This window comes from Kitasatospora sp. NPDC057223, assembly GCF_042669755.1.
In the GTDB taxonomy this organism is placed as follows: Bacteria; Actinomycetota; Actinomycetes; order Streptomycetales; family Streptomycetaceae; genus Kitasatospora.
Window position 1 is genome coordinate 22990 of record NZ_JBHUWW010000065.1, and the last position, 24263, is coordinate 47252.

Consider the following 24263-nt stretch of genomic DNA (forward strand, 5'->3'; position numbering starts at 1 on the left):
GTGGCCGGTCAGTCGAGGTCGACGTCCGGGCCGATGACGGTGATGCGGTCCTGGGCCGGGATCGCCAGCGGCGCGGCCGCCGAGCTGTTGGCGCCGAGGTACGCGGCGAAGAGGTCCAGGTCGGACGCGCCGACCAGCTTGTCCGTGCCGGCCGCGAAGGCCGGGAAGCCGTCGCCGCCGCCGGCCAGGAACTCGTTGGCCGCGACGCGGTAGCTCGCCGCCGGGTCGACCGGTGCGCCGTTCAGCTTCACCGAGTCCAGCACGATCCGGGCGGCGCCGGCCTTGCGCAGGTCCAGGGTGTACGTGAGGCCCCTGGAGCTCTGCAGGATCTTCGGCGAGACCTCGTTGAGGCCGCTGACCTGCTGCTGGAGCAGCTGGATCAGCTGGGCCCCGGTCAGCGTCTTGACCTGCATCATGTTGGTGAACGGCTGGACGGTGAACGCCTCGCCGTAGGTGACCACCCCGTCGCCCTCGGCCGCCGACGCCTTGTAGACCAGGTCGGAGCGGATGCCGCCGGGGTTCATGAAGGCAACCTGCGCGCCGCCCTTGTCGGCGGGCGCGAGACCGGCCAGCTGGGCGTCGGCGATCACGTCACCGAGCGGCTTCTCCAGGGCGCTGCTGCCACGGCCGTTGACGTCCGCCGGGATGTAGCCGAGCGGGCGGTTGGCGATCGGGGCCGCCAGCGCCGAGTAGTGCGCGATCAGCGCGGTCATGTCCGGGGCCTTGGCCAGGGTGCGGCGCACCACGTGGTTCTCGGCCTTCACGGACGGACGCACGATGGTGCCCGTGGTCTTGTCGAGCTGCAGGTCGATCTCGGTGTAGAGCCGGCCGAAGGAGGCCGCGCTGGTCACCGAGCGCGGCACACCCTGCGGGTCCGGGATGGTGCAGGCGTACGCGTTGTGGGTGTGGCCGGTGACGATGGCGCCGATCGCCGGGTCGAGCTGCTTGGCGATGTCGACGATCGGGCCGGAGATGCCCTGGCCGGACGCGCCGCAGTCGTAGTTGTACGTGCTGCTCGCCGCGAGACCGCCCTCGTGGATCAGCGCGACGATCGAGTTGACGCCCTGCTTCTTCAGCTCGGCGGCGTACTTGTTGATCGTCTCGACCTCGTCGCCGAACTTCAGGCCCTTGACGCCCTCGGCGGTGACGATGTTCGGCGTGCCCTCCAGCGTCGCACCGATGAAGCCGACCTTGACACCCTGCGACTTGGTCACCCAGTACGGGGCCAGGACCGGCTTGCCGGACTTCTCGTCGGTGACGTTGGCGGCCAGGTAGTTGAAGTTGGCCCCCTTGAACTTGCGGCCGTCCTCGTAGCAGCCGTCCACCGGGTGGCAGCCGCCGTTCTGGAGGCGCAGCAGCTCCTTCGCACCCTCGTCGAACTCGTGGTTGCCGACCGCGGTGACGTCCAGGCCGAGCTTGTCCATCGCCTCGATGGTCGGCTCGTCGTGGAACAGGGCGGAGGTCAGCGGGCTGGCCCCGACGATGTCGCCGGCCGCGACGGTGATCGAGTCGTCGGCGGGGATCCGGGCCTGACGGAGCGCCGTGGCCAGGTACTCGATGCCGCCGGCGGGGGTGGCGACCACCTTGCCGGTGGCCGGGTCGATCTCGTTGATGTTCCCGGAGGAGCCCGCCGGGGGCTCCAGGTTCCCGTGGAAGTCGTTGATCGCCAGCAGCTGGAGGTTGGCGATCTTGTGCTTCGCATCGGCGGCCTGGGCAGCGACCGGCGCGGCGACCGAACCGATGAGGCCGGCGACGGCGACGGCGACGAGCGCCGACCGTCGGGATCTGGCGGTGAGCATGAGGGTCCCCTGAACCTGGAGCGCCCGGCCGTGGTCGGATCCGAGCGGGGTGGCAACGTCGTGTGTGACCAGTGCAGCCTAGGGTCAACGCGCGTAGCTGTCAGGACCCGCGACGTAACGAGAGGGTTACCGGTAGCTGACCGGACGTCGAGCTGCCGGGGGCTCAGAACCGCTCCCCGGCAACCCCGGCCGCCGCCTAGACCTGCGGCTCGGCCGCCAGATGCCGCTCGGCACGGTCCCGCTCGGCGACCGCGTCCTCGGTCATCGCCCGGTCGGTGTACACCAGCGGGCGCTCGGCCTCGGTGATGATGTGCTTCACCACCTGCACGTTGCCGTTCACGTCCCAGACGGCGATACCCGGCGACAGCGTCGGGATGATCTCCACCGCCCAGCGCGGCAGCCCGAGCACCCGGCCGGTGGCTCTCGCCTCGTCGGCCTTCTGCATGTAGATCGTCCGGGTCGAGGCCATCTTGAGGATCGCCGAGGCCTCCTTGGCCGCCGCGCCGTCCACCACGTCCGACAGGTGGTGGACCACCGCCACGAACGACAGGCCGAGCCGGCGCCCGAACTTCAGCAGCCGCTGGAACAGCTGCGCCACGAACGGGCTGTTGATGATGTGCCAGGCCTCCTCGACCAGGAAGATCCGCTTCTTCCGGTCGGGACGGATCCAGGTGTGCTCCAGCCACACCCCGACGATCGCCATCAGGATCGGCATCGCGATCGAGTTCCGGTCGATGTGCGAGAGGTCGAAGACGATCAGCGGCGCGTCCAGGTCGATGCCGTCCGTGGTCGACCCGTCGAACATGCCGCGCAGGTCACCGTCCACCAGCCGGTCCAGCACCAGCGCCACGTCCAGGCCCCAGGCCTGCACCTCGTGGACGGCCACCCCCAGCGACTCCACCGAGGACAGGTCGGGGCTGCGCAGCGTGGTGATGATGTCGTCGAGGACGGGCTGGCGGTCCGTCACCGTCGCGATCACGTGCGCGTGCGCCGCCTTCAGCGCGAAGCCCGCCCGCTCCTCCAGGCCGCGCCCCATCGCCACCTCGATGATGGTGCGCAGCAGCGACAGCTGCCCGGTGGTGGTGATCGCCGGATCCAGCGGGTTCAGCTTCACACCGCCGTCCCGGGCCGCCATCGGGTCCAGCCGGATGGACTTTATGCCCAGCGCGTTGGCGATCAGGTTCCACTCGCCGACGCCGTCCTCGCCCTGCGCGTCCAGCACCACGACCTGCCGGTCGCGGAACCTCAACTGGCGCAGCACGTACGTCTTCTCCAGCGCGGACTTGCCGTTGCCGGACTCGCCGAGCACCAGCCAGTGCGGCGCCGGGAGCTGCTGCCCGTACAGCTGGAACGGGTCGTAGACGTACCCCTTCCCGCTGTAGACCTCCCGGCCGATGATCACGCCCGAGTCGCCCAACCCCGGTGCGGCGGTGGGCAGGTAGACGGCCTGCGCCTGGCCCGTGGAGGTACGCACGGGCAGCCGGGCGGTCTCCACCTTGCCGAACATCAGACTGGTGAACGCGTCGGTGAGGTTGCCGATTGCCATGGCGGGCCTGCCTCCGGAGAGTCGGTACGTGGGTCAGCGGCGGATGCCCGTGGCGAACGGGAGGGTGTTGACGAACGCCCGGTGGTGCTCGCGGTCGCACCACTCCAGCTTGAGGTAACTCTTGCCCGCCGACGCCCGGATGGTCCGCTTGTCGCGGGCCAGCGCCTCGGGGCTCCGCGAGGACACCGTGATGTAGCCGACCAGGTTCACCCCGGCCGCGCCCGACGCCAGGTCGTCACCGCGCTGGTCGACCCGGCCCGTGTGGGCGAGGTCGCGCGGGTCGACCGTACGGTTCATCTTGGCCGCCCGGCTGGCCTCGGCGTCGTCGTTGGTCTTCTCGGTGAGCATCCGCTCGATCGCCACGTCGGTGGGCTCAAGGTCCATCGTGACGGCGACCGTACGGATCACGTCCGGCGTGTGGACCAGCAGCGGCGCGAGGAAGTTGACACCCACCGGCGTCAACGGCCACTCCTTGATCCAGGCCGTGGCGTGGCACCACGGCTGCCTGGTCGCCGACTCGCGGGTCTTCGCCTGCAGGAACTGCGGGTGGGTCGCGTCCAGTTCGGCCGGCCACGCGTTGCGGCGCGACATCGCCTGGATGTGGTCGATCGGGTGGTCCGGGTCGTACATCGAGTGCAGCAGCGAGGACAGCCGGGCCTGCCCCAGCGGCTGGCGCACCCGGATGTCGGCCTCGGCCAGCCGCGCGCAGATGTCGGTCAGCTCGCGCGCCATCACCGCCGCCAGCCCGTCGTCGTCCCGGGCCCGCTTGCCGTTCGCCGTCCGCCCCATCGCGTGCGCCTCGGCCGCGAGGTCCCGGGTGTAGTGCATGCAGGCGACCAGGTAGGCGCGGTGCTGCTCGGAGGAGGTCGAGACCATCGACTGCAGCTGGTCGTACGAGTCCTGGAGCCAGCGCGGCGCGTCGTGGTCACCACGCCGCTCGACGTCCTTGGCGTGTGCGTCGGGGTCGGCCGGCAGGGTGCGGGCCAGGATCTGCAGTCGGGTCACGAAGCCGTCGCCGTTCGCCACGTGCTTGAGCAGGGTGCCGAACCGGTCGACCAGCGCCTCCTGGTCCTCCGAGTCGCGCAGCCCGACTCCCGGACCCTCGATCTCGATCGCCGCCGTCACCGTCCGCCGCTCCAGGTGCATCAGCACCCCGACCTCGTCCGGCCCGAACGGCGCCGACAGCCAGCGCAGCCGCCCCACGCCGGGCGGCGGCCCGACCTCGACCTCCCGGCCGTCCAGCCGCACGCCCGCGTCGACCACGTCCGACCGCCACAGGCCGCGCCCGGGGCGGGCCGTCCGGCGGTAGGTGCGGTTGATCTCCACCCACTTGTAGAACGTCCGGCGCCGGTAGGGCACGTACACCGCCATGATGGCCAGCAGCGGCAGGCCGACCAGACCCGCGATCCGCAGCGGCAGGATCGGCATCAGCAGACCCCAGAGCATGCCGAGGAAGGCCCCGAAGATGATCAGCACGATCTCGCCGGACTCCCGGTTGCGGCCGATCGGCGCGTTCGGGCGGGCCTTGCCGATCAGATAGGTGCGGCGCTGGTGCACATACGGCTGCGCGTACTGGCCGCCGTACTGGCCGAGCTGGTCGCTGCTCACTTACCCGTCACCCTCCCTTCGCTGGATTGCTGTCGCGGCTCGGAGCCGGCGGCCCCGCCTGCTGCGGCGGAGCCGCGTTGCGAGAACCATGGGCGGCGATACCGGGCGCGATGCCCCCGCCGCCGGCCCCGGAGGCGTTGGCCGCCTGCGGGCCGCCCCGGGAGCCGTGGGCGCTGATGCCCTGCTTCACCAGGTTGGCCGGGCCGTTGATCATCGCCGAACCGGCCGAGACGGCGCTCGCGCGGGCACCGCGCATGTTCACCATCTCGTCGCCGAAGCCGGGCACGAACCGGTACACGGCCGCACTCGCGAAGATCGACAGGAAGAGGATCGCCAGGCCCGACAGCACCCGGGCGAAGTCGTCCGTCGCACCGGCCCCGCTCGCCACCGCGCCGGCCAGGCCCAGAATGATCACGATGATCGGCTTCGCCAGGTCCACCGCGACCATCATCCCGGCCCAGCGGCGCACGTGCTTCCACAGCTGCTTGTCGACCAGGCCCGCGTACACCGCCGTACCGAGCAGCGCCCCGACGTACAGCATCGCGGCGCGGATCAGCAGCTCGACCCAGAGCACCGCCGCCGCCAGCACCGCCACCAGCGACACGATGATCAGGATCAGCGGACCGCCGCCCATGTCGCCCTTCTCCAGCGTGTCCGCGAACCCGCCCAGGTACGTGCCGGTGTCCGACTTCGTGCCGACCGCGATCGCCTTCGTCAGCCCGTCCGTCGCACTGACCACCGTGAACAGGATCAGCGGCGTGAACGCGGAGGCCACCACCGTCAGCCACAGGAACCCGATCGCCTCGGTGATCGCCGTCCCCAGCGGCGCACCCCGGACGGCGCGCTTGGTGACCGCGAGCAGCCACAGGATCAGCGTGATGATCGTCGAACCGGCGAAGACCACGGCGTACTGCTGCAGGAACGACGCGTTGGTGAAGTCCACCTGCGTCGTGCCGTCGATCGCACCCGACAGCTTGCGCACCACCCACGCGGCGGCCTGGGCGCAGCCCTTGGCGAGCGAGCCGAGCGGGTCGGTGACGCTGCCGACGGTGCCGCTGCCGGGAAGGGAGCTGCCTCCCCCCTGCGAGGCGCAGTACACATCGCTTCCGGGCAGGGGCAGCACGTCGCAGCTGTTCGCGCTCGGTGACGCACTCGGCGTGGGGGACGGCTCCGCGAAGACGGCAGGGGCGAGGACGGCCGCCGTCCCCTGGAGGGCCACGAGCAGTCCGACCAGTAGCCCGAACGTGCCACGCCTCGGTCGGCGCCTCCCGTCAACGGGCATAGCGGAAGCCCCCGAACTGCTGGACGGCACCAGTGATCTCCTCGGCTGTAGCGGCCTGCTGGTCAGCGGGTACAGGAGCAGGGCCTTGTGCGCGCGCAAAGTCGGTGAGCTTCCAGTCCCCGCCCGTCCAGCGCAGGCTGAGCGTGAGGGTGAACCAGTTCTCGGTGACCGGCTGGGTGGAGCGTTCCCCGGCGATGCCGGTCAGGCCGGTGCACCAGACCTCGACCTTGGCGTCGCTCTCGGTGTAGCCCACCGGCTTGGCGCCGACGGGGACGGTGCGGCTGACGAAGGTGAGGCCCTTGGGCGCCTTGCCCTGGGCGTCGAGCCCGTAGCGGGCGGCGGTGTCGCCGCCGAAGCCCTGGTCGAGGCGGGCCTGGAGGGCGGCGACGACGGCCGGGTCGGCGACGGTGGCCACGATGGCGTGCCGGGCGTCGGTGCGGAACATGTCGGCGGAGCCGATCGCCACGGCGTAGTTGGTGGCGGCGGACTGGGCGCCCTGGTCGGTGTGCGGGAACCCGTTGGCGATGCCGTTGCCGGTGGTGGTGACGGGTTGCTGGCCGCTGGGTGCGGTTCCACCCGTGCTGCTGCCGCCGGTGCCGCCGGCGGCCGGCGCGGAGGCGCTGTCGCCGGAGGAGGTCGCGGCGCCGTTCGGGTCGGCCTTGCCGCGGTTCGCGAAGGAGATCGCGAGGACGAGCAGGGTGACGACGACGAGGACGGTCATCAGGGTCCGCACCGGGCGGCTCTGACGTGCGCTCGGGTAGGAGGACTGTTCGGCGACCGGTAGCCGCGTACGGGTGTGCGGCTGGTCGTCGGACAACGGCACGGCGGCCCCTCCTGGTGCGGGGAGCCGGGTGTCGGCTCCGTTGGGCCTCTCCGGCGCGGGCGGCCCGCGGCCCGTTGGCGGGGCGGTGGGCGTGGGCGGGGAGAGCGGGATGGATTCCTGGCGGAGCTCCTGGCGGGGCTCCGTCCCGGGCTACTGGTTGTCTGCTGCCGGCCTGCGGGTGCGGCCGGACGGCATGCCCCGTGGCCGGCGGGCCGGCCGCCGGGGTGCCTGTCCGATCGTCAGATCGCCATGCCGTAGACAATGGTGAACAGGGTGCCCAGTGATCCAATGATGAACACGCCGGTCAGCCCGGCGATGATCAGCCCCTTGCCCTGTTCGGCGCTGAAGGTGTCGCGCATCGCCGTGGCGCCGATCCGCTGTTTGGCCGCGCCCCAGACGGCGATGGCGAGGCAGCCGAGGATGGCCACGGCCATGACGACCTCCACCATCACCCGGGCTTCGGACCCGAGGGTGGCGAACGGCCCCCAGTCCGGGGCGATCCCTCCGATGATGGTGTCGATATTGGCCTTTTTGGGTGGGTCCTCGGCCAGGTGGCCGATCGCGATACTGTCCACGCTGCTCAGGTTCATTTCCATCTCACCGCCCGATCAGGCAAATTCAAGGCCCTCGGGCCCACCCGCGCGAAGGGCCCGGACCTATTCTTGGCCAGATCTGATGTCGACTTGGCTTCTTCTCGCGGATTGGTCGTGAGGCATGGGACACGTACGCCAGGATGTCCACCGTACGAAGGATAGCGCTCACTCTTTGTATCTCTGATGATTGCGCTGAGCAACGCCTTCCGGGACACTTCGACTGACGACTCGTCGGGATGGTGCTGATGGTACTCCGGAAGGCCGGTACGGCCGCCGCTGCTACGGGAGTTGTCGTGGCCGGCTTCCTCGGGCTGATCACTGTCGGCACATACGCCGCCAGTGGCACCACGCAGCATCAGGCGTCCCGCGCGGAGCTCTCGCCGGGCACGGTCCCGGCCGCCTACCAGGGGCTGATCCAGCAGTGGGGCACGCTGTGCCCGGAGATCTCGCCGCCGATGCTGGCGGCGCAGCTCTATCAGGAGAGCGGTTTCGATCCGTCAGCCCGTAGTCCGGCCAAGGCCTATGGCATGGCGCAATTCCTGGAGAGCACCTGGGCGACGTACGGGGTGGATGCGAACAAGGACGGCAAGAAGGACATCTGGGACCCTGCGGACGCAATCGCCTCCGCCGCGACCTACGACTGCGCGCTGGCGGGCGACGTCTCCCGGGTTCCCGGGGACAAGCAGTCCAATCTGCTCGCGGCCTACAACGCGGGCCCGTACGCCGTGGTGAAGGCCGGCGGGATCCCCCCGTACAAGGAGACCCAGGGGTACGTCCGCAACATCAAGGCGCTGGCCCGCAGCTTCTCCGCGCCGGTCGGGGCGGTGGAGGTCTCCGCCCAGGCCGCCGGGGCGATCTACTTCGCGCAGAACGTGCTCGGCACGCCGTACCTGTGGGGCGGCGAGGGGCTGCCCTCGCAGAACGGGCGCTTCGACTGCTCGGGGCTCACCCGGGCCGCGTACGAGACGGTGGGCATCACGCTGCCCCGGGTCGCCAACGACCAGTGGTACGCCGGGCCGCACCCCTCCCGGGACGAGTTGCGGCCGGGTGACCTGGTGTTCTTCGCCAACGACCTGACCGACCCGCGCAGCATCCACCACGTCGGGATCTACGTCGGCGGCGGGTACATGATCAACGCTCCGCACACCGGCGCGGTGATCCGCTACGACAAGATCGACACCAGCGAGTACATCGGCGCGACCCGGGTCACCGCGGACGGCGCCGAGGCGCTCCCGGTGCGCGGCGCGGACGGCAGCATCACCGGCACCGGCGGCCCCGGGGCCGATCCGGCCGCCGCGACGGCCTCCCCCGCGCCCGCGGCCCCGCCCGCAGCGGCGGCCGCGCCGGCCCCGGGTCAAACGCCCGCAAAGGCCTGACCTCGCCGACGGTCCGGCTGTGAGTACGAGGTGGACGGCGAGTCAAGTTTCCATAACTGTGCGTTCCCGTGGAACCCTGTGCCCCGGCGGTGACGTTGTGTCCGGTGGTTCTGTGTCAGCTCCCTGACCGACCTGCCGCCGGCTGTCCGCAGCCATCGAACCACCGGCCCGGGCACTGGCGCAGGTGCAGCAGACCAGAAGGAGGTGCGGCGTGGCGACGCCACTCGCCGACACCGGCAATCCCGACCTCGGGCTGCTCTACGCGGTCAACGGCCTCGCGAAGTCGTCGCCCCCCTGGCTGGACTCCCTGGTCTCCTGGATCGGCGAGTACGGCATCCTGCTCGGCCTGGCCGCCCTCGGCCTCACCGGCTGGCTGCAGGCCCGCCGCCGCCCGGACGCCCCGGTGGCCGTCGCCGGGCTGCTCTGGGCCCCGCTGGCAGTCGCGCTCGCCGAACTGGCCAACCTCCCGATCTCCTCGATCGTGGACCGGCCGCGGCCCTTCGTGGACCACACCGGGCTGGATGTCCTGGTGGCCGGCAAGGAGGGCACCCACTCGTTCGTCAGCGACCACTCGACGATGTCGATGGGGATCGCGGTCGCGCTGTTCCTGGTGAACCGGCGGCTCGGCTGGATCGCCGGGGGCCTGGCCCTGCTGCAGGGCTTCTGCCGGATGTTCATGGGCGTGCACTACCCGACGGACGTGGTCGGCGGCTTCGCGCTGGCCACCGCGGTCGTCCTGCTGCTGGCGCCGATCGCGATGGCGGTGCTGGTGCCGCTCTGCCACGCACTGACCCGAACGGCGGTGGCCCCGCTGATCGTGGCCACCGGACGGGCGGCGCGCCCGTCGAGGAGCGGCGGCCGGCGACGCCGGGGCGCGGCCGGGCCGGTACGGGCCGAGGAGTCCTCCCGCGAGCCGGACCTCGCGGCCTGATCCGCCGCCCCCGCCCGGGCCCCGCGCAGCGCCCGGGCGGGGCGCCCGGCCGGGGGCACCGCACCAGGACGCGCCCTAGGGTTCTGCGGTGATCCCGTTCTCCTCCAGGTGTTCCGCCGCCTCGCGGCGCGCCAGCTCGCGGGAGCGCCGGGCCGGTCGGTACCAGCCGCAACTGCAGCTGGCGTGGCAGAAGGAACCGCGCTCGGTGATCTCCACGCGGTGGACGGGCATCTGGGCCGTGCCGGGGGTGGCCGGCAGCTCACTGTGCACGTGCCTCACCGTAACGCGCCTCGCACCCGGCGCGCGACGTCCCGAGTGCGCCGGGTGCCGCGTAACCGTCTGCGGTTCAACTCGTTTGGCTGGAAAGAGCTCTGCCCATCGGGGGCGGGGCTTGCCGGGCAGTCGGGCCCGAGGGGGTTGTCGCGAGATGAAGATTCCGGACCAGAACCGGCTGCTGCCGGCCGTACGGTCGGCGGCCGGTGCCGCCGTGCTCCTCGCGGCCCTCACCGGCGTCGCGGCCTGCTCGGGCGGATCGGGCGGCCAGGGCGGCCCGCAGGGCAGCTCCGACCAGCTCGCGGCCGACCCGCTGACGGCCGTCCGCGGCGCCGCGGACATCACCGGCCGGACGGGCTCCGCGCACGTGGTGACGGAGCTGGCCACCGAGTCCGCCGAGAAGAAGGCCGTGTTCACCGGCGCGGGCGGCTACGACTACGTCCGCCGGATCGGGCGGCTGGAGGTGGCGGTGCCGCCGGGGGCCGCGACCACCGGCAAGATCGTCGAGGTGGTGCTGCCCGGCCTCGTGTACCTGCAGAACAGCGGGGCGAAGGTGCCGGCCGGCAAGTGGGTCAAGCTGGACGTCCGTCAGCTGCCCGACGGGAACCTGGTCAGCAGCGGCGCCACCGACCCGGCCGGCGCCGCGGGCGCGCTGCGCGGGGCTCAGAAGGCCGAGCTGGTGGGCACCGAGACGGTCGACGGGGTGGCCCTGAAGCACTTCCGGGGCACGCTGGATCTGGCCAAGGCCGCCGAGGCCACCGGCGGCCGCGGGGCGGACGGCCTGCGGATGGCCGCGCAGACCTTCACGGTCAAGGACGTCCCGTACGACGCCTGGCTGGACGGCCAGGGCCGGCTGCACAAGGTCGTCGAGGTGTTCACCTTCGCCGGGGTCGCCGGGTCCAAGGAGGCGAAGGACCAGGTCAAGGTCACCTCCACGACCGCGCTGAGCGATTTCGGCAAGCCGGTGGACGCGGCGGAGCCCGCCGCCGGGGACATCTACTCGATGAACGCCACCGAACCCCCGCAGTGAGCCCGGAGTGATCCCGCCGTCACCGGCACGGGCCCGCCGGCGCCGCCGGGCCGTCGGCCCACCCGTTTCGGCCGCTCGGAGATGGCCCGTCCGTGCCATGTGGCCGGGCGCCGGAGTGCCTAGGCTGGACAGCGGGTGGCTGCCGCCCGAGCCGGCAAAGCGCTGAAGGGGTGGTGCAGGTGGTGTCGTCCTCAGGCGGGCGCGACGGCGGCCACGACGACGCGGCCCTCGACGAGATCGATCTGGCCGGCGAGTTGATGATCGCCGCGAACACGTCCTCCGGCGAGCGCCTGCCGACCGAGCGCATCGACGAAGTCCTGCTGGACCGGCCCGCCCGCGGTGCCGCCGGGCCGGCCGGGGCACCGCCCGGGTCGGTCCCGCCTGCGGACGAGCCCTGAGGCCGGGCCCGGCTCAGCTGCGCAGCAGCCGGCCGATCGCGGCCGTGGCCTCGGCGACCTTGGCGTCCAGCTCCGCGCCGCCCTCCTCGGCGGCCGCGGCGACGCAGTGCCGCAGGTGCTCCTCCAGCAGGGACAGCGCGAAGGACTGCAGTGCCTTGGTGCTCGCCGACACCTGCGTGAGCACGTCGATGCAGTAGGTGTCCTCGTCGACCATCCGCTGCAGGCCCCGGATCTGGCCCTCGATCCGGCGCAGCCGCTTGAGGTGGGCGTCCTTCTGGGCGCTGTAGCCGTGCACGCCCGCGTGCGGGTGCGGCTCGCCCGGCCGGGCAGCGCCGGTCTCATGCGTGTCGATCGTGGTCATCCGGCCCGCCTTCGTCTGGATTGGCTCTGGGTGGCGCTCGGTGCTGGATGGATACCCGGCTCTCCGTACGTGTCATGCTCCGGCGCCCCGCGCGCTCCTCCACCCGTGGTGGATCGCGGCACCCGGAGTGCCCTCCCCGGTGGTGCCGACGGGCGGCGGCCGGGGCGCGTCGGCCTCCAGTGTCCAACAGATGCCGGTGGACCGGTGTTCCTCCGTCCGGGCGGCGCCCCGGATCTCCGGGTGCACGGTGGGGGCATTACGCCGGAGGTTCCGTCAGACTGGGGCTCGCTCCCGCACACAGGCGTTCGGGGCCGGATCGTCGGACGGATGGACGGAACGTGCTCGGACAGGTCCGGAAGAGGAGCATCCGGTTCCCGGTCCGTCACCCCGTTTGCACGGTTCCGGCTGCCAACGCCTAGCATCGTTCAGTCCCTACCCCGCACATCGGAGATTTCCCGTGCGTTTTAGCCTGACCCCGAAGGAGACGAGCTTCTACGACATGTTCACCGCAGCAGCGGAGAACCTCGTCGTCGGATCAAAGCTCCTGCTGGAACTGCTGGGTTCAGACGTGTCGGCCCGCGCGGAGATCGTCGAGCGCATGCGCGCCGCCGAGCACGCGGGCGACGACACCACCCACGCCGTGTTCCACCAGCTGAACTCCTCCTTCATCACGCCCTTCGACCGCGAGGACATCTACAACCTCGCCTCGTCGCTGGACGACATCATGGACTTCATGGAGGAGGCCGTCGACCTGGTCGTGCTCTATGACATCCAGACCCTCCCCAAGGGCATCGAGCAGCAGATCGAGGTGCTCGCCCGCGCCGCCGAACTGACCGCCGAGGCGATGCCGAACCTGCGCAGCATGTCCAACCTCACCGAGTACTGGATCGAGGTCAACCGGCTGGAGAACCAGGCGGACCAGATCCACCGCAAGCTGCTCGCACACCTGTTCAGCGGTCAGTACGAGGCCATCGAGGTCCTCAAGCTGAAGCAGGTCGTGGACGTCCTCGAGGAGGCGGCCGACGCCTTCGAGCACGTCGCCAACACGGTGGAGACCATCGCCGTCAAGGAGTCCTGACCAGCGTGGACATGGCAGCACTCATCGCCGTCATCGGCGTGGCGTTCTTCTTCACGTACACCAACGGCTTCCACGACTCGGCGAACGCCATCGCCACCTCGGTCTCCACCCGGGCGCTCACCCCCCGGGCGGCGCTGGCGATGGCGGCGGTGATGAACCTCGCCGGTGCCTTCCTCGGCAGCGGGGTCGCGCACACGGTGTCGAAGGGGATCATCGAGACCCCGACCGGCAGCCAGGGCATGATGATCCTGTTCGGCGCGCTGGTCGGTGCCATCGTGTGGAACCTGACCACCTGGTACTTCGGCCTGCCGTCCTCCTCCTCGCACGCCCTGTTCGGCGGCATGGTGGGCGCGGCGCTGGCCGGCGGCACCGGAGTGATCTGGAGCGGGGTGATCGACAAGATCATCATCCCGATGATCGTCTCGCCGGTGATCGGCCTGGTCGCCGGCTACCTGGTGATGCTGGCCATCCTGTGGATCTTCCGCAAGGCGAATCCGCACAAGGCGAAGCGCAACTTCCGGGTCGCCCAGACCGCGTCGGCCGCCGCCATGGCCCTCGCCCACGGCCTCCAGGACGCCCAGAAGACGATGGGAATCGTCGTCCTCGCGCTCACCATCGGCGGTCACCAGACCACCCAGGACATCCCGGTCTGGGTGAAGATCTCCTGCGCCACCATGCTCTCGCTGGGCACCTACGCGGGCGGCTGGCGGATCATGCGGACCCTCGGCCGCAAGATCATCGAGCTCGACCCGCCGCAGGGCTTCGCCGCCGAGAGCACCGCGGCGACGATCATGTACATCACCTCGTACGTCTTCAAGGCCCCGATCTCCACCACGCACGTGATCACCTCGGCGATCATGGGCGTCGGGGCCACCAAGCGGATCCGCGCGGTCCGCTGGGGGGTCGCCAAGAACATCGTGCTCGGCTGGTTCGTCACCATGCCGGCCGCCGCGCTGGTGGCCGCACTGGTCTACTGGATCACCAACCTGATCTTCGGCTAGCACCGCTCGACAGCGCTCCGCGCACGCGGCACGGAAACGGCAGGGCCCGCCCCCACATATCGGGGGCGGGCCCTTTCGTACTTCGCGGCGGCACCGCCATGCAGCACCGCGAAGCAGCTGTTCAGCCGGTGGTGTCGATCACCCGAAGCGGCCGGAGATGTAGTCCTCGGTCGCCTGCACCGAGGGGTTGGAGAAGATCCGCTGGGTGTCGTCCAGCTCGACCAGCTTGCCGGGCTGGCCGACACCGGCGAGGTTGAAGAAGGCGGTCCGGTCGCTGACGCGGGCGGCCTGCTGCATGTTGTGCGTCACGATGACGATCGTGAACTGCGACTTCAGCTCGCCGATCAGGTCCTCGACGGCGAGGGTGGAGATCGGGTCGAGGGCCGAGCAGGGCTCGTCCATCAGCAGGACCTGGGGCTCGACCGCGATGGCGCGGGCGATGCAGAGGCGCTGCTGCTGGCCGCCGGAGAGGCCCGCGCCGGGCTTGTTCAGCCGGTTGTGGACCTCCTTCCAGAGGTTCGCGCCCTTGAGCGACTTCTCCACCACGCCGTCCAGCACGGACTTCTTCTTGACGCCCGCGAGCTTCAGCCCGGCCGCGACGTTGTCGTAGATCGACATGGTCGGGAAGGGGTTCGGGCGCTGGAAGACCATGCCGACCGTCCGGCGGACGGCGACCGGGTCGATGTGCTGGCCGTAGAGGTTCTCGTCGTCCAGCATCACCTTGCCCTCGACCCGGGCGCCGGGGATCACCTCGTGCATCCGGTTGAGGGTGCGGAGGAAGGTGGACTTGCCGCAGCCGGAGGGGCCGATGAAGGCCGTCACCGAGCGGGGCTCGACGGTCATCGAGATGTCCTCGATGGCCTTGGTGGTTCCGTAGTACGCGGACAGTCCGCTGACGTCGATGCGCTTCGCCATGATCTTTCGTCTTCTCTCGCCCGCGGCAGCGCCGCTAGTGATTACTGCGTCGACAGTCGGTCTGTCAGTGCCCGGCCTTGGGCGAGCGCCAGCGTGCGATGCCCCGGGCGATGAGGTTGAGCCCCATCACGAAGGCGATCAGCACGAGCGCGGCACCCCAGGCACGGGCGTACCCGAAGTCGTTGTTGACCAGGGCGTACTGCTGCCAGATGTACATCGGGAGCGACTGCTGCGGACCCACGAACGGGTTGTTGTTGATGATGTCGGCACCGAAAACCAGCAGCAGCACCGGCGCGGTCTCACCCGTGATGCGGGCGACCGCGAGCATCACACCGGTGGTGATGCCGCCGACCGCGGTCGGGAGCACGATCCGCAGGATGGTCTTCCAGCGGGGCACACCCAGCGCGTACGAGGCCTCGCGCAGCTCGTTCGGGACGAGCTTGAGCATCTCCTCGGTGGAGCGGACCACGATCGGCATCATCAGGATGGCCAGCGCGAGGCTGCCGGCGAAGCCGGAGTACGAGAAGCCGAAGCCGAGGATCCAGACGGAGAGGACGAACAGGCCGGCGACGATCGACGGGACACCCGTCATGACGTCGACGAAGAAGGTGACGGTCTTGGCGAGCCGGCCGCGGCCGTACTCCACCAGGTAGACCGCGGTCAGCAGGCCGACCGGCGCGGCGATCAGGGTGGCCAGCGCGACCTGCTCCAGGGTGCCGATCAGCGCGTGGTAGATGCCGCCGCCGGGGCCGGAGGAGAGCACGCCCTTCATCGAGTGGCTCAGGAAGTTGCCGTCGACCACACCGATGCCCTGCTGGACGGTGTAGAAGATCAGCGCGGCCAGCGGCGTCACGGCGAGCACGAAGGCGACCCAGACCACCGAGGTGGCCAGGCGGTCCTTCGCCTGCCGGCGGCCCTCGACCCGGGCCGACGCCGTGTAGCTGATGACGACGAAGAGCAGAGCCGCGATCAGACCCCACTGGAGGTGGCTGGCGAGGTCGAAGACGATGCCGATCGCACTGCCGAGGGCGATGGACGCCGCGGCGACGACGGCCGGCGCCCAGCGGGGCAGCCGCGCGGTGGTCAGGTCGCGGTGCAGCTGCGGGATGGTCGCCGGGACGGCGGCGGTGACGGCGCTCATGAGTTGGCCCCCGAGTACTCCTTGCGGCGCGCGACGATGATCCGGGCAGCGCCGTTCACCAGCAAGGTGATGATGAACAGGACGAGGCCGGAGGCCATCAGGGCGTCGCGGCCGAAGGGCCCCGCCTCGTTGAACTTCAGCGCGATGTTCTGGGCGAAGGTGCCGCCGCCCGGGTCGAGCAGGCGCAGCGAGAGCACGCTGTTCGAGGAGAGCACGACGGCGACCGCGATGGTCTCGCCGAGTGCGCGGCCGAGGCCGAGCATCGAGGCCGAGATGATGCCGGGCCGGCCGAACGGCAGCACCGACGTGCGGATCATCTCCCAGCGGGTCGCGCCGAGCGCGAGCGCCGCCTCCTCGTGCATCCGCGGGACCTGGCGGAAGACCTCGCGGCTGACCGCGGTGATGATCGGGAGGATCATGATGGCCAGCAGGATGCCGACGGTGAACAGGGTGCGCGGCGTGGTGCCCGTGCGGGTCTGGTCGAAGATGTACGTCCAGCCGAGGTACTCGTCCATCCAGCTGGTCAGGCCGTCCAGGTGCGGGACGAGGAACAGCGCGCCCCACAGGCCGTAGACGATGCTCGGCACGGCGGCCAGCAGGTCGACCATGTAGGCGAACGGCTGGGCGATCCGGCGCGGCGCGTAGTGCGAGATGAAGAGCGCGATGCCGATCGCGACCGGCACGGCGATCGCCATCGCGATCACGGCGCTGACGATGGTGCCGAACACCAGGACGGCGATGCCGAAGACCGGCACGGGAGCGTCCGGCGTCCACTCGAAGGTGGTGAGGAAGTTGCCCTCGTTCTTGCTGAGCGCCAGCGTCGAACGGTAGGTCAGGAACCCCGCGATGGCGGCCATGATGACCAGCAGCAGGATGCCGGAGCCCCGGGCGGCGTTGAAGAAGATCTTGTCGCCGAGCTGGCTGGTCTTGCGCCTGCGAGCCCTGCCTGGCGCATCGGCAGGGACGGATGAAGTCATTGGTCTACTCCGGTCTGGTGGTGCTGCCCCGAGGGGGCGGCTCCATGGCGGCGGTGCCCCGGACGTGCATTCGGTGGTGGTACTGCCCGGTGAGGCGGCCCCGGCCCCCCCTGGTCGTTCGGGGCCGCCTCACCGGTGGTCCGCAGGTGTCAGGCCAGGGTCGGGATGATCGCCTGGACCTTGGAGGACAGCTCCTTCGGCAGCGGGACGTAGCCCTTGTCGCCACCGATGGCCTGCTGGCCGGCGTCGCTGATCGCGTAGGTGAGGAAGGACTTCAGGGTGTCGAGGGTGTCGGCCTTGTTGCCCTTGTCGCAGACGATCTCGTACGTGACCAGGACGAGCGGGTAGGAACCCTCCTCCTTGGTCGCGTAGTCGAGGGTCAGCGCGAGGTCGCTGCCGGTGCCGGCGATCTTCGCCTTGGCGAAGGTGGTGGCGGCGTTGGCGGCGGTGGCCTCGACCGGCTTGCTGGCGCCGGTGTTGATGGCGGCGCTCTTCAGGCTGTTGGTCTGGGCGAACGAGAGCTCGACGTAGCTGATCGAGTTCTTGACCTGCTTCACCTGGGCCGCCAGGCCCGCGCTGCCCGCGGCGGACTGGCCGCCCTTGCCGGCCCAGGTCTTGCCGGGCGCGGCGGTCCAGGCGCCGGCCGAGGCCTTGGCGAAGTACTTGGTCAGGTTGTCGGTGGTGCCCGAGTCGTCCGAGCGGTGGAAGGCCTGGATGTCGGCGTCCGGCAGGGTGACACCCGGGTTGAGGGCGACGATCGCCGGGTCGTTCCACTTGGTGATCTGCGAGTCGAAGATCTTGGCGGTGGTGGAGCCGTCCAGCGTGAGCTTGTCGACGCCGTCCACGTTGAAGACGATCGAGATCAGGCCCGCGACGAGCGGCAGGTCGATGCCCTGGCCGCCGGTGCAGACGGCCTTGGTGGCCTCGACCTCGGCCGGCTTGAGCGCCGAGTCCGAGCCGGCGAACTGGACCTTGCCCTGGGTGAACTGCTGCACACCCGCACCCGAGCCGCCACCGGCGTAGTTGACCGAGGAGCCGCTGCACGCGTTGCCGAAGTTCGTCTTCCACACGTCGATCGCGTTGGACTGCGCGGTCGAGCCGGCTGCCATCAGGGCGCCCGCCTTGCCACAGGCGATCGCGGCGGCCGAGGCGCTCGACGTACCGGCGGCGTTGGCGCTGCCCGAGTTGTCGTCCGAACCGCACGCGGCGAGCGACAGCGAGCTGACGAGCGCCATGGCACCGACGACGAGGGCCTTGGAGCGGCCGTTTCGCTGGAGCTTCACAGGGTGTCCCTTTCTGTGGCATCACCGACGCCGTTCGCGGCCGGGCAACGGGTGCTCGGGCAACGCGAGGAGACGCGGGTTCTGCTCTGGTCCGGGGCCCGATCGGCCCTCCGGTAATCCCGAAGTTAGGTGGGGTAGGTGACGCGTCAGCCGGTCGTAAGTGAACGGAGAGTGAACCTCGAACGGATGGCAGGAAACACCGTCAGGTAGTAACGGTTGCGTCACGGGGAGGCCGCGAGGAGATCACTCGAACGGGTCCCACGTCAGCGCCGGTCGGCCCCCTCCGGGGCGGCCGACGGCCCGGCTCAGAGCGGGCGGGCCCCCAGTGCCTCCAGCAGAGCGTCCACCAGCAGCCGGTCACGGTCGTGGGTCAGCCGGGCCCGGGCCTTGCGGGCGGGCAGCCACTCCAACCGGTCGACCTCACGGTTGGGGGTGAAGGAGCCGCCGGACGGCACCGCCGCCCAGTACCGGACCTCCTTGGGCCGCCCCTGGGCCAGGTAGTGCTGGCTGGGCAGTTCGACGCCGAGCACGCAGCGCAGGCCGGTCTCCTCCTCGACCTCGCGCAGGGCCGCCTGCGTCATGCTCTCGCCCGGGTCCAGCTTGCCCTTGGGCAGGCTCCAGTCGTCGTACTTGGGGCGGTGGATCAGCGCGATCCGCGGCCGGCGCAGGCCCTTGCCGTTCTTCTTCTCCCGGCCGGGCAGCCAGAGCACCGCTCCCGCCGCCAGGATCGTCCGCCCGCGCCCGGTCTTGCGGCCGCCGGAGCGCCGCCGGGCCCGCGTCGCGTCGGCGGACTGCACCAGCACCTGCGGCCGCCCGGGACCGCCCTGCTTCCCGCCCTGGGTCTTGGCCTCGCGCAGCCGCCGCCGCTGTTCACCGTCCGCGGGTGGGGACGGCCGCCCGGTCGCGCTCATCCGGGCGGCGCCCTTGGAACCCGACGGGTCGGTCCTGCTGTCCTCGCCGCGCTTGCCGCTCAGGCGGTCGCCCATTCATGCCATCCGTGGTGCTGGGGGGCCCTCCCGACCGGCCAGGCCGGGGGAGAGATCAGGCCACTGGCGTCCGAAGGCGTACCGTGCCGCCTCCACCTCCAGTCGCTGATCAGCATGCACCACACCGAGGACGTAGGCCGTCGCCGGGGTGATCCTCGGAGTACGGGCCGCGGTGGCCGCGGTGACCGCCGCGTCGGACGCCTCCTGGTGCCGGCCGAGCGTACGGTCCAGGGCGTCCAGCTCCGGAACGGGCCGGGCGCACACCTCCAGGGCGTACCGGGCCCGCTTCAGCAGGATCCGTACCCGGTTCCAGGGCGCGTCGTCCGCGGCCAGCGCGGCGTCGGCGTCCAGCACCCCCCGGGCGGCCGGGACCGAGCCGAGCCGGCGCAGGCCGTCACCGCCGTACGGGGTCGCCGCGCGCAGCAGCGGGAGCTGCTGGGCACCCGTGGTGAGGGCGGCGAGCGCGGCGTCGGCCTGCGGGTGCAGCGGGCCCCCGTCCGGCGTCCGCAGGGGTACCTCGCCGACCAGCAGCGTCATCCGGTCCGCCAGCGCGTGCAGGCGGGCGGAGCGCAGCTCCTGCAGGACGGTCGAGTGCGCGCGGGTGCGGGCCAGGGTGAGCTGGCGGTCCAGCAGGGCGCGGGCCTTCGGCGCGCCGGCGTGGCCCGCCAGCATGCCGGGCCCGTCCGGTTCACTGCCGCTGAGCGAGTCCAGTGCGCCGAGCAGCCGGGTGGAGCGCCGCAGGTAGCCGGGCTCCTGGGCGAGCAGGTTGAGCAGCCAGCGCAGCTCCGTCCGGGACTCCTGGGCCCAGACGGGGTCGAAGCTCGCCGCGAAGGTGTGCAGGGCTCCGCCGATCCGCCGTACGGAGCGGAGCAGGTCCGCGGTGCCGGCCGGGGCGTGGACGACGGCACCCGGTCTGGAGCCCACCTCGCCGACCGCCTGCGGCAGGGCGCGCAGGAACGCGCCGGCCTGGGCCGTGAGATGGCGGGAAAGGATCTCCCCGGTGGTCGCGGTGGAGGGCCCGGAGGCCGTCATCGGCGCATCGGTCATGGCTGTGGTGAATCCCCGTCCCCCCGGGGGTCCCTCCCCCGGGGCTGGTGGCCGACTGCTCGGCGGCCTCAGCGGGCCGAGGAGGAGGCCCTGCGGCGCTGGCGCGAGTCGATGAGCAGGTCCTGCACGTGGCGGAGCCTCCTTCCGTCGGCGTCGTTCGAGTGGCGGGTCCAGGCCCCGTCGGGGCCGAGGTGCCAGGACTCGGTCTCGTCGGAGACACCGAGGTCGATCAGGCCGGACAGTTCGGCACGGTGCGACGGGTCGGCGACCCGTACCAGCGCCTCGATCCTGCGGTCCAGGTTGCGGTGCATCATGTCGGCGCTGCCGAACCACACCTCCGGGTCGCCGCCGTTGCCGAAGACGAAGATCCGCGAGTGCTCCAGGAACCGCCCGAGCACGGACCGGACCCGGATGTTCTCGCTCAGACCCGCCACCCCGGGCCGGATCGCGCAGATCCCGCGCACCCAGACGTCCACCGGCACACCGGCCCGGGAGGCCCGGTAGAGGGCGTCGATCACGGCCTCGTCCACGATCGAGTTGACCTTGATCTTCACGTGCGCCGGACGGCCCGCCCGGTGGTGCGCGATCTCCCCGTGGATCCGCGCGATCAGCCCGTCGCGCAGGCCGCGCGGCGCCGTCAGCAGCCGGCGGTACGACTCGCGGCGGGAGTAGCCCGAGAGCCGGTTGAACAGGTCGGAGAGGTCGGCGCCCACCTGCGGGTCCGAGGTGAGCAGGCCGATGTCCTCGTACAGCCGGGCGGTCTTCGGGTGGTAGTTGCCGGTGCCGACGTGCGCGTACCGGCGCAGGGTGTCACCCTCCTGCCGGACGACCAGGGACAGCTTGCAGTGCGTCTTCAGGCCGACCAGCCCGTAGACCACGTGGCAGCCGGCCTCCTCCAGCTTGCGGGCCCACTTGATGTTGGCCTGCTCGTCGAAGCGCGCCTTGATCTCGACCAGGACGAGCACCTGCTTGCCGGACTCGGCCGCGTCGATCAGCGCGTCCACGATGGGCGAGTCGCCGGACGTCCGGTACAGCGTCTGCTTGATCGCCAGCACGTCCGGGTCGCCGGCGGCCTGCTCCAGGAAGGCCTGCACGGACGTCGAGAAGCTGTCGTACGGGTGGTGCAGCAGGACGTCGCGCTCGCGCATCGCGGCGAAGATGTCCGGCTGGGAGGCCGACTCGACGTCGGTCAGACCGCGGGCCGTGCCGGCCACGAACTTGGTGTACTTCAGCTCCGGCCGGTCGAGGCCGGCGATGCCGAACAGCCCGGTGAGGTCCAGCGGCCCGGCGAGCGGGAAGACCTCGGCCTCGGTGATGTTCAGCTCGCGCACCAGCAGGTCGAGGATGTACGGGTCGATCGACTCCTCGACCTCCAGCCGCACCGGCGGGCCGAAACGCCGCCGCATCAGCTCCTTCTCCAGAGCCTTGAGGATGTTCTCGGTGTCGTCCTCCTCCACCTCCAGGTCCTCGTTGCGAGTGACCCGGAACGCGTGGTGGGCGAGCACCTCCATCCCCGGGAACAGCTCCTCCAGGTGCGCCCCCATCACGTCCTCCAGCGGGACGTAGCGCTCCGGGGACGCCTCCAGGAAGCGGGAGAGGGACTGCGGCACCTTCACCCTGGCGAAGTGCTTGTGCCCGGACACCGGGTTGCGCACCACCACGGCCAGGTTGAGGCTCAGGCCCGATATGTACGGGAAGGGGTGGGCCGGGTCCACCGCCAGCGGGGTGAGGACCGGGAAGATCTTCTGCCGGAACAGCGTGTGCAGCCGGGCCTGCTCCTTGTCGGCCAGCTCCGCCCAGCGGACCAGCTCGATGCCCTCGGCCGCGAGGTCCTGCAGCACCTCGTGCTGGAACGCGGCGGCGTGCCGCGCCATGAGCTCGCGCGAGCGCTTCCAGATCAGGTCCAGCACCTCGCGGGGCTGGAGCCCCGCCGCGGAGCGGGTCGCGACGCCCGTCGCGATCCGGCGCTTCAGGCCCGCCACCCGGACCATGAAGAACTCGTCCAGGTTGCTCGCGAAGATCGCCAGGAACTTGGTCCGCTCCAGCAGCGGGATGTCCGGGTCCTCGGCGAGCTCCAGGACTCGTTCGTTGAACGCCAGCCAGCTGCGCTCACGGTCGAGGAACCGGCCCTCGGGGAGTTCCTCGAAGTCCTCCTCCTCGGCGGCGAACGGCTCCGGGGGCATCCCCAGCGCGCCGGACATCAGCGCCGGCGACGGTAGCGGGACAGAGACGGGGCGGGGAATGCTCATGGGCTCCAGCTCCTCCAGCAGGACGCAGTCCGAGTGTCTCGGCAGACCGTCGTGCTCGCAGAACGACAGTGCCCACCCGCCCGGAGCGGCCGGAAGACGGCCACCCTTCGGGTGCGGGATGACGCTGCGCGAACGAGACACTACGGACTTCATCCTGTGATCTTCGCGGCGGCAATTGAATCCACGGTAAACACCGCATGGCCAGGAGGAAAGCTGAGTCGGTCGGAGCCGGGGCCCGCCACGCCGCCGGCCGGCCGCCCTACTCCTCCTGGAACCGGGCGCGGTACATCAGATCCACCTCGTGGACGGCGAACCCCAACCGTTCATATACCCGCACAGCCGCCGGATTGTCGGCATCCACGTAGAGAAGTACGGTCTCCAGCCCCCGCTCCCCCGGCCCGTCCCCGGTCAGGTGCCGCAGGCCCGCCGCCGTCAGCGCGCGTCCGAGCCCACTGCCCTGCTCCGCGGGGTCCACGCCCACCACGTAGACCTCGCCGAGCGCCGGCTCCGTCGCCGTCGCCGGGTGGACCTTCGTCCAGTGGAAACCGACCACGCGGTCGCCACGGGTGGCCAGGAAGAACCCGGCCGGGTCGAACCACGGCTCGGCGATCCGCTCGGCGAGGTCCTGCTCCGTCCAGGCGCCCTGCTCCGGGTGGTGCGCGAACGCGAGCGCGTTCAGCCGCAGCCACTGTCCGTCGTCCTCACCCGGGCGGAAGGTCCGGAGGCCGATGCCCTCGGGCAGGGGCACCTCGTCGACCGCCTTGCCCGTCCGCCGCATCTGGCGGAGCTCACGGACCAGCTCCGCGCCGTACACCCCGGCCAGGTGCCGGGCCGCCGGGTGACCGCCGTGGGCCCAGAAGTCGACCGGGCCGGCCGCCTCGGCCAGGACGGCGTCCACCAGACGGCGCCCGAGGCCCTGGCCCCGCCGGTCCGGGTGCACCACGAGTTCGGCGGTGCCGGGCGAGCCGCCGGGCTCGCCGGCCTCCAGTTGGGCGTACCCGACTCCTGCGGCTCCGGCGTCGGACGTCACGAGCTGCACGAGATGGGTGACGCCCGGCCGGGCCGTCCCCGAGCGCAGCCGGAGCCGCCCCTGCTCCGAAACCGCCTCCCGCCCGTCCGCCCGCGCGGCGGCGGCCAGGATCTCCCGTACCTCGTCCGGCCCCGTCGGCACCGGTCCGGCCTGGACCTCGCCCTCGGCCCATGCGTAACTCCGATTAGCACCCATGGGACCTGACCCTACGTCAACGGGCTCGGGCACAACGCAGAGAAGCCCCGCCGGTTACCCGGCGGGGCTTCTCTAGAAAAATTGTTCGGCGGCGTCCTACTCTCCCACAGGGTCCCCCCTGCAGTACCATCGGCGCTTTGAGGCTTAGCTTCCGGGTTCGGAATGTAACCGGGCGTTTCCCTCACGCTATGACCACCGAAACACTATGAAACTGTCAACCGCACCACGATCCCGTGACCTGGGACATGGGGTCGTTGTTTCAGAACAACACAGTGGACGCGAGCAACTGAGGACAAGCCCTCGGCCTATTAGTACCGGTCAGCTCCACCCCTTACAGGGCT

Annotated in this window: 22 protein-coding genes and 1 rRNA gene; 6 read left to right on the forward strand and 17 right to left on the reverse strand. The window is 71.0% G+C overall.

Going from position 1 to position 24263, the window contains the following annotated elements; translation table 11 throughout:
- Positions 1-8: 8 nt before the first annotated feature.
- The 6 genes from ACFUK0_RS22600 to ACFUK0_RS22625 form a co-directional block, all read right to left on the reverse strand.
- Complete coding sequence (locus ACFUK0_RS22600; protein ID WP_380252947.1) at positions 9-1799, reverse strand: bifunctional metallophosphatase/5'-nucleotidase; 1791 nt, start codon at positions 1797-1799, stop codon at positions 9-11.
- Between the two features lie 196 nt (positions 1800-1995).
- Positions 1996-3345, reverse strand: a complete 1350-nt coding sequence (locus ACFUK0_RS22605; RefSeq protein ID WP_380252949.1) for an ATP-binding protein — start codon at positions 3343-3345, stop codon at positions 1996-1998.
- Positions 3346-3378: 33 nt separating this feature from the next.
- Positions 3379-4953, reverse strand: a complete 1575-nt coding sequence (locus ACFUK0_RS22610) for an SCO6880 family protein (RefSeq protein WP_380252951.1) — start codon at positions 4951-4953, stop codon at positions 3379-3381.
- Between the two features lie 7 nt (positions 4954-4960).
- A complete protein-coding gene (locus tag ACFUK0_RS22615; protein ID WP_380252953.1) occupies positions 4961-6235 on the reverse strand; it encodes a hypothetical protein in 1275 nt (424 codons plus the stop codon).
- Complete coding sequence (locus tag ACFUK0_RS22620) at positions 6225-7058, reverse strand: hypothetical protein (RefSeq protein WP_380252955.1); 834 nt, start codon at positions 7056-7058, stop codon at positions 6225-6227. The genes ACFUK0_RS22615 and ACFUK0_RS22620 overlap by 11 nt, the downstream gene beginning before the upstream one ends.
- A 239-nt stretch (positions 7059-7297) precedes the next feature.
- On the reverse strand, positions 7298-7648 hold the full coding sequence (locus tag ACFUK0_RS22625) for a hypothetical protein (RefSeq protein WP_380252957.1): 351 nt from the start codon (positions 7646-7648) through the stop codon (positions 7298-7300).
- A gap of 248 nt (positions 7649-7896) precedes the next feature.
- Between ACFUK0_RS22625 and ACFUK0_RS22630 the strand changes: the two genes are divergently transcribed.
- Positions 7897-9027, forward strand: coding sequence for an NlpC/P60 family protein (locus ACFUK0_RS22630; RefSeq protein ID WP_380252959.1), 1131 nt, complete (start codon positions 7897-7899; stop codon positions 9025-9027).
- Positions 9028-9238: 211 nt separating this feature from the next.
- On the forward strand, positions 9239-9958 hold the full coding sequence (locus ACFUK0_RS22635) for a phosphatase PAP2 family protein (protein WP_380252961.1): 720 nt from the start codon (positions 9239-9241) through the stop codon (positions 9956-9958).
- Between the two features lie 75 nt (positions 9959-10033).
- On the opposite strand, the gene ACFUK0_RS22640 is transcribed toward ACFUK0_RS22635, so the two are convergent.
- Positions 10034-10228 carry a hypothetical protein gene (locus tag ACFUK0_RS22640; protein WP_380252963.1) on the reverse strand — a complete coding sequence of 65 codons (195 nt, stop codon included), beginning with the start codon at positions 10226-10228 and terminating at the stop codon, positions 10034-10036.
- Positions 10229-10385: 157 nt separating this feature from the next.
- On the opposite strand from ACFUK0_RS22640, the gene ACFUK0_RS22645 reads away from it, so the two are divergent.
- Positions 10386-11261 carry a hypothetical protein gene (locus tag ACFUK0_RS22645; protein WP_380252965.1) on the forward strand — a complete coding sequence of 292 codons (876 nt, stop codon included), beginning with the start codon at positions 10386-10388 and terminating at the stop codon, positions 11259-11261.
- Positions 11262-11440: 179 nt separating this feature from the next.
- Positions 11441-11659, forward strand: a complete 219-nt coding sequence (locus tag ACFUK0_RS22650) for a hypothetical protein (RefSeq protein WP_380252967.1) — start codon at positions 11441-11443, stop codon at positions 11657-11659.
- A 13-nt stretch (positions 11660-11672) separates the two neighbouring features.
- Here the strand turns inward: ACFUK0_RS22650 and ACFUK0_RS22655 are convergent, their stop codons facing one another.
- A complete protein-coding gene (locus ACFUK0_RS22655) occupies positions 11673-12020 on the reverse strand; it encodes a metal-sensitive transcriptional regulator (protein ID WP_380252969.1) in 348 nt (115 codons plus the stop codon).
- 457 nt (positions 12021-12477) lie between these two features.
- Between ACFUK0_RS22655 and ACFUK0_RS22660 the strand changes: the two genes are divergently transcribed.
- Both ACFUK0_RS22660 and ACFUK0_RS22665 read left to right on the forward strand, forming a co-directional pair.
- Positions 12478-13098, forward strand: a complete 621-nt coding sequence (locus ACFUK0_RS22660; protein WP_380252971.1) for a DUF47 domain-containing protein — start codon at positions 12478-12480, stop codon at positions 13096-13098.
- Positions 13099-13103: 5 nt separating this feature from the next.
- Positions 13104-14099, forward strand: coding sequence for an anion permease (locus ACFUK0_RS22665; RefSeq protein ID WP_380252973.1), 996 nt, complete (start codon positions 13104-13106; stop codon positions 14097-14099).
- A gap of 138 nt (positions 14100-14237) precedes the next feature.
- Here ACFUK0_RS22665 and pstB read toward each other — a convergent pair whose 3' ends face one another.
- The 9 genes from pstB to rrf all read right to left on the reverse strand — a co-directional run bounded on the left by pstB (position 14238) and on the right by rrf (position 24122).
- Positions 14238-15014, reverse strand: a complete 777-nt coding sequence (gene pstB / locus ACFUK0_RS22670; RefSeq protein WP_380252975.1) for a phosphate ABC transporter ATP-binding protein PstB — start codon at positions 15012-15014, stop codon at positions 14238-14240.
- A gap of 64 nt (positions 15015-15078) precedes the next feature.
- Complete coding sequence (pstA, locus tag ACFUK0_RS22675) at positions 15079-16155, reverse strand: phosphate ABC transporter permease PstA (RefSeq protein ID WP_380252977.1); 1077 nt, start codon at positions 16153-16155, stop codon at positions 15079-15081.
- Positions 16152-17132, reverse strand: coding sequence for a phosphate ABC transporter permease subunit PstC (gene pstC / locus ACFUK0_RS22680; protein ID WP_380252979.1), 981 nt, complete (start codon positions 17130-17132; stop codon positions 16152-16154). Before pstC ends, pstA begins: the two co-directional genes overlap by 4 nt.
- 149 nt (positions 17133-17281) lie before the next feature.
- Complete coding sequence (pstS, locus tag ACFUK0_RS22685; RefSeq protein ID WP_380252981.1) at positions 17282-18415, reverse strand: phosphate ABC transporter substrate-binding protein PstS; 1134 nt, start codon at positions 18413-18415, stop codon at positions 17282-17284.
- Between the two features lie 305 nt (positions 18416-18720).
- Positions 18721-19143, reverse strand: coding sequence for an NUDIX hydrolase (locus ACFUK0_RS22690; RefSeq protein WP_380252989.1), 423 nt, complete (start codon positions 19141-19143; stop codon positions 18721-18723).
- 258 nt (positions 19144-19401) lie between these two features.
- On the reverse strand, positions 19402-20448 hold the full coding sequence (locus ACFUK0_RS22695; RefSeq protein ID WP_380252983.1) for a CHAD domain-containing protein: 1047 nt from the start codon (positions 20446-20448) through the stop codon (positions 19402-19404).
- Between the two features lie 68 nt (positions 20449-20516).
- Entirely contained in the window at positions 20517-22697 is a 2181-nt protein-coding gene (locus tag ACFUK0_RS22700; RefSeq protein ID WP_380252985.1) for an RNA degradosome polyphosphate kinase, read from the reverse strand.
- 259 nt (positions 22698-22956) lie between these two features.
- Positions 22957-23922 carry a mycothiol synthase gene (gene mshD, locus ACFUK0_RS22705; RefSeq protein WP_380252987.1) on the reverse strand — a complete coding sequence of 322 codons (966 nt, stop codon included), beginning with the start codon at positions 23920-23922 and terminating at the stop codon, positions 22957-22959.
- Between the two features lie 83 nt (positions 23923-24005).
- Positions 24006-24122 (reverse strand): 5S ribosomal RNA (rrf, locus tag ACFUK0_RS22710).
- Positions 24123-24263 lie beyond the last annotated feature (141 nt).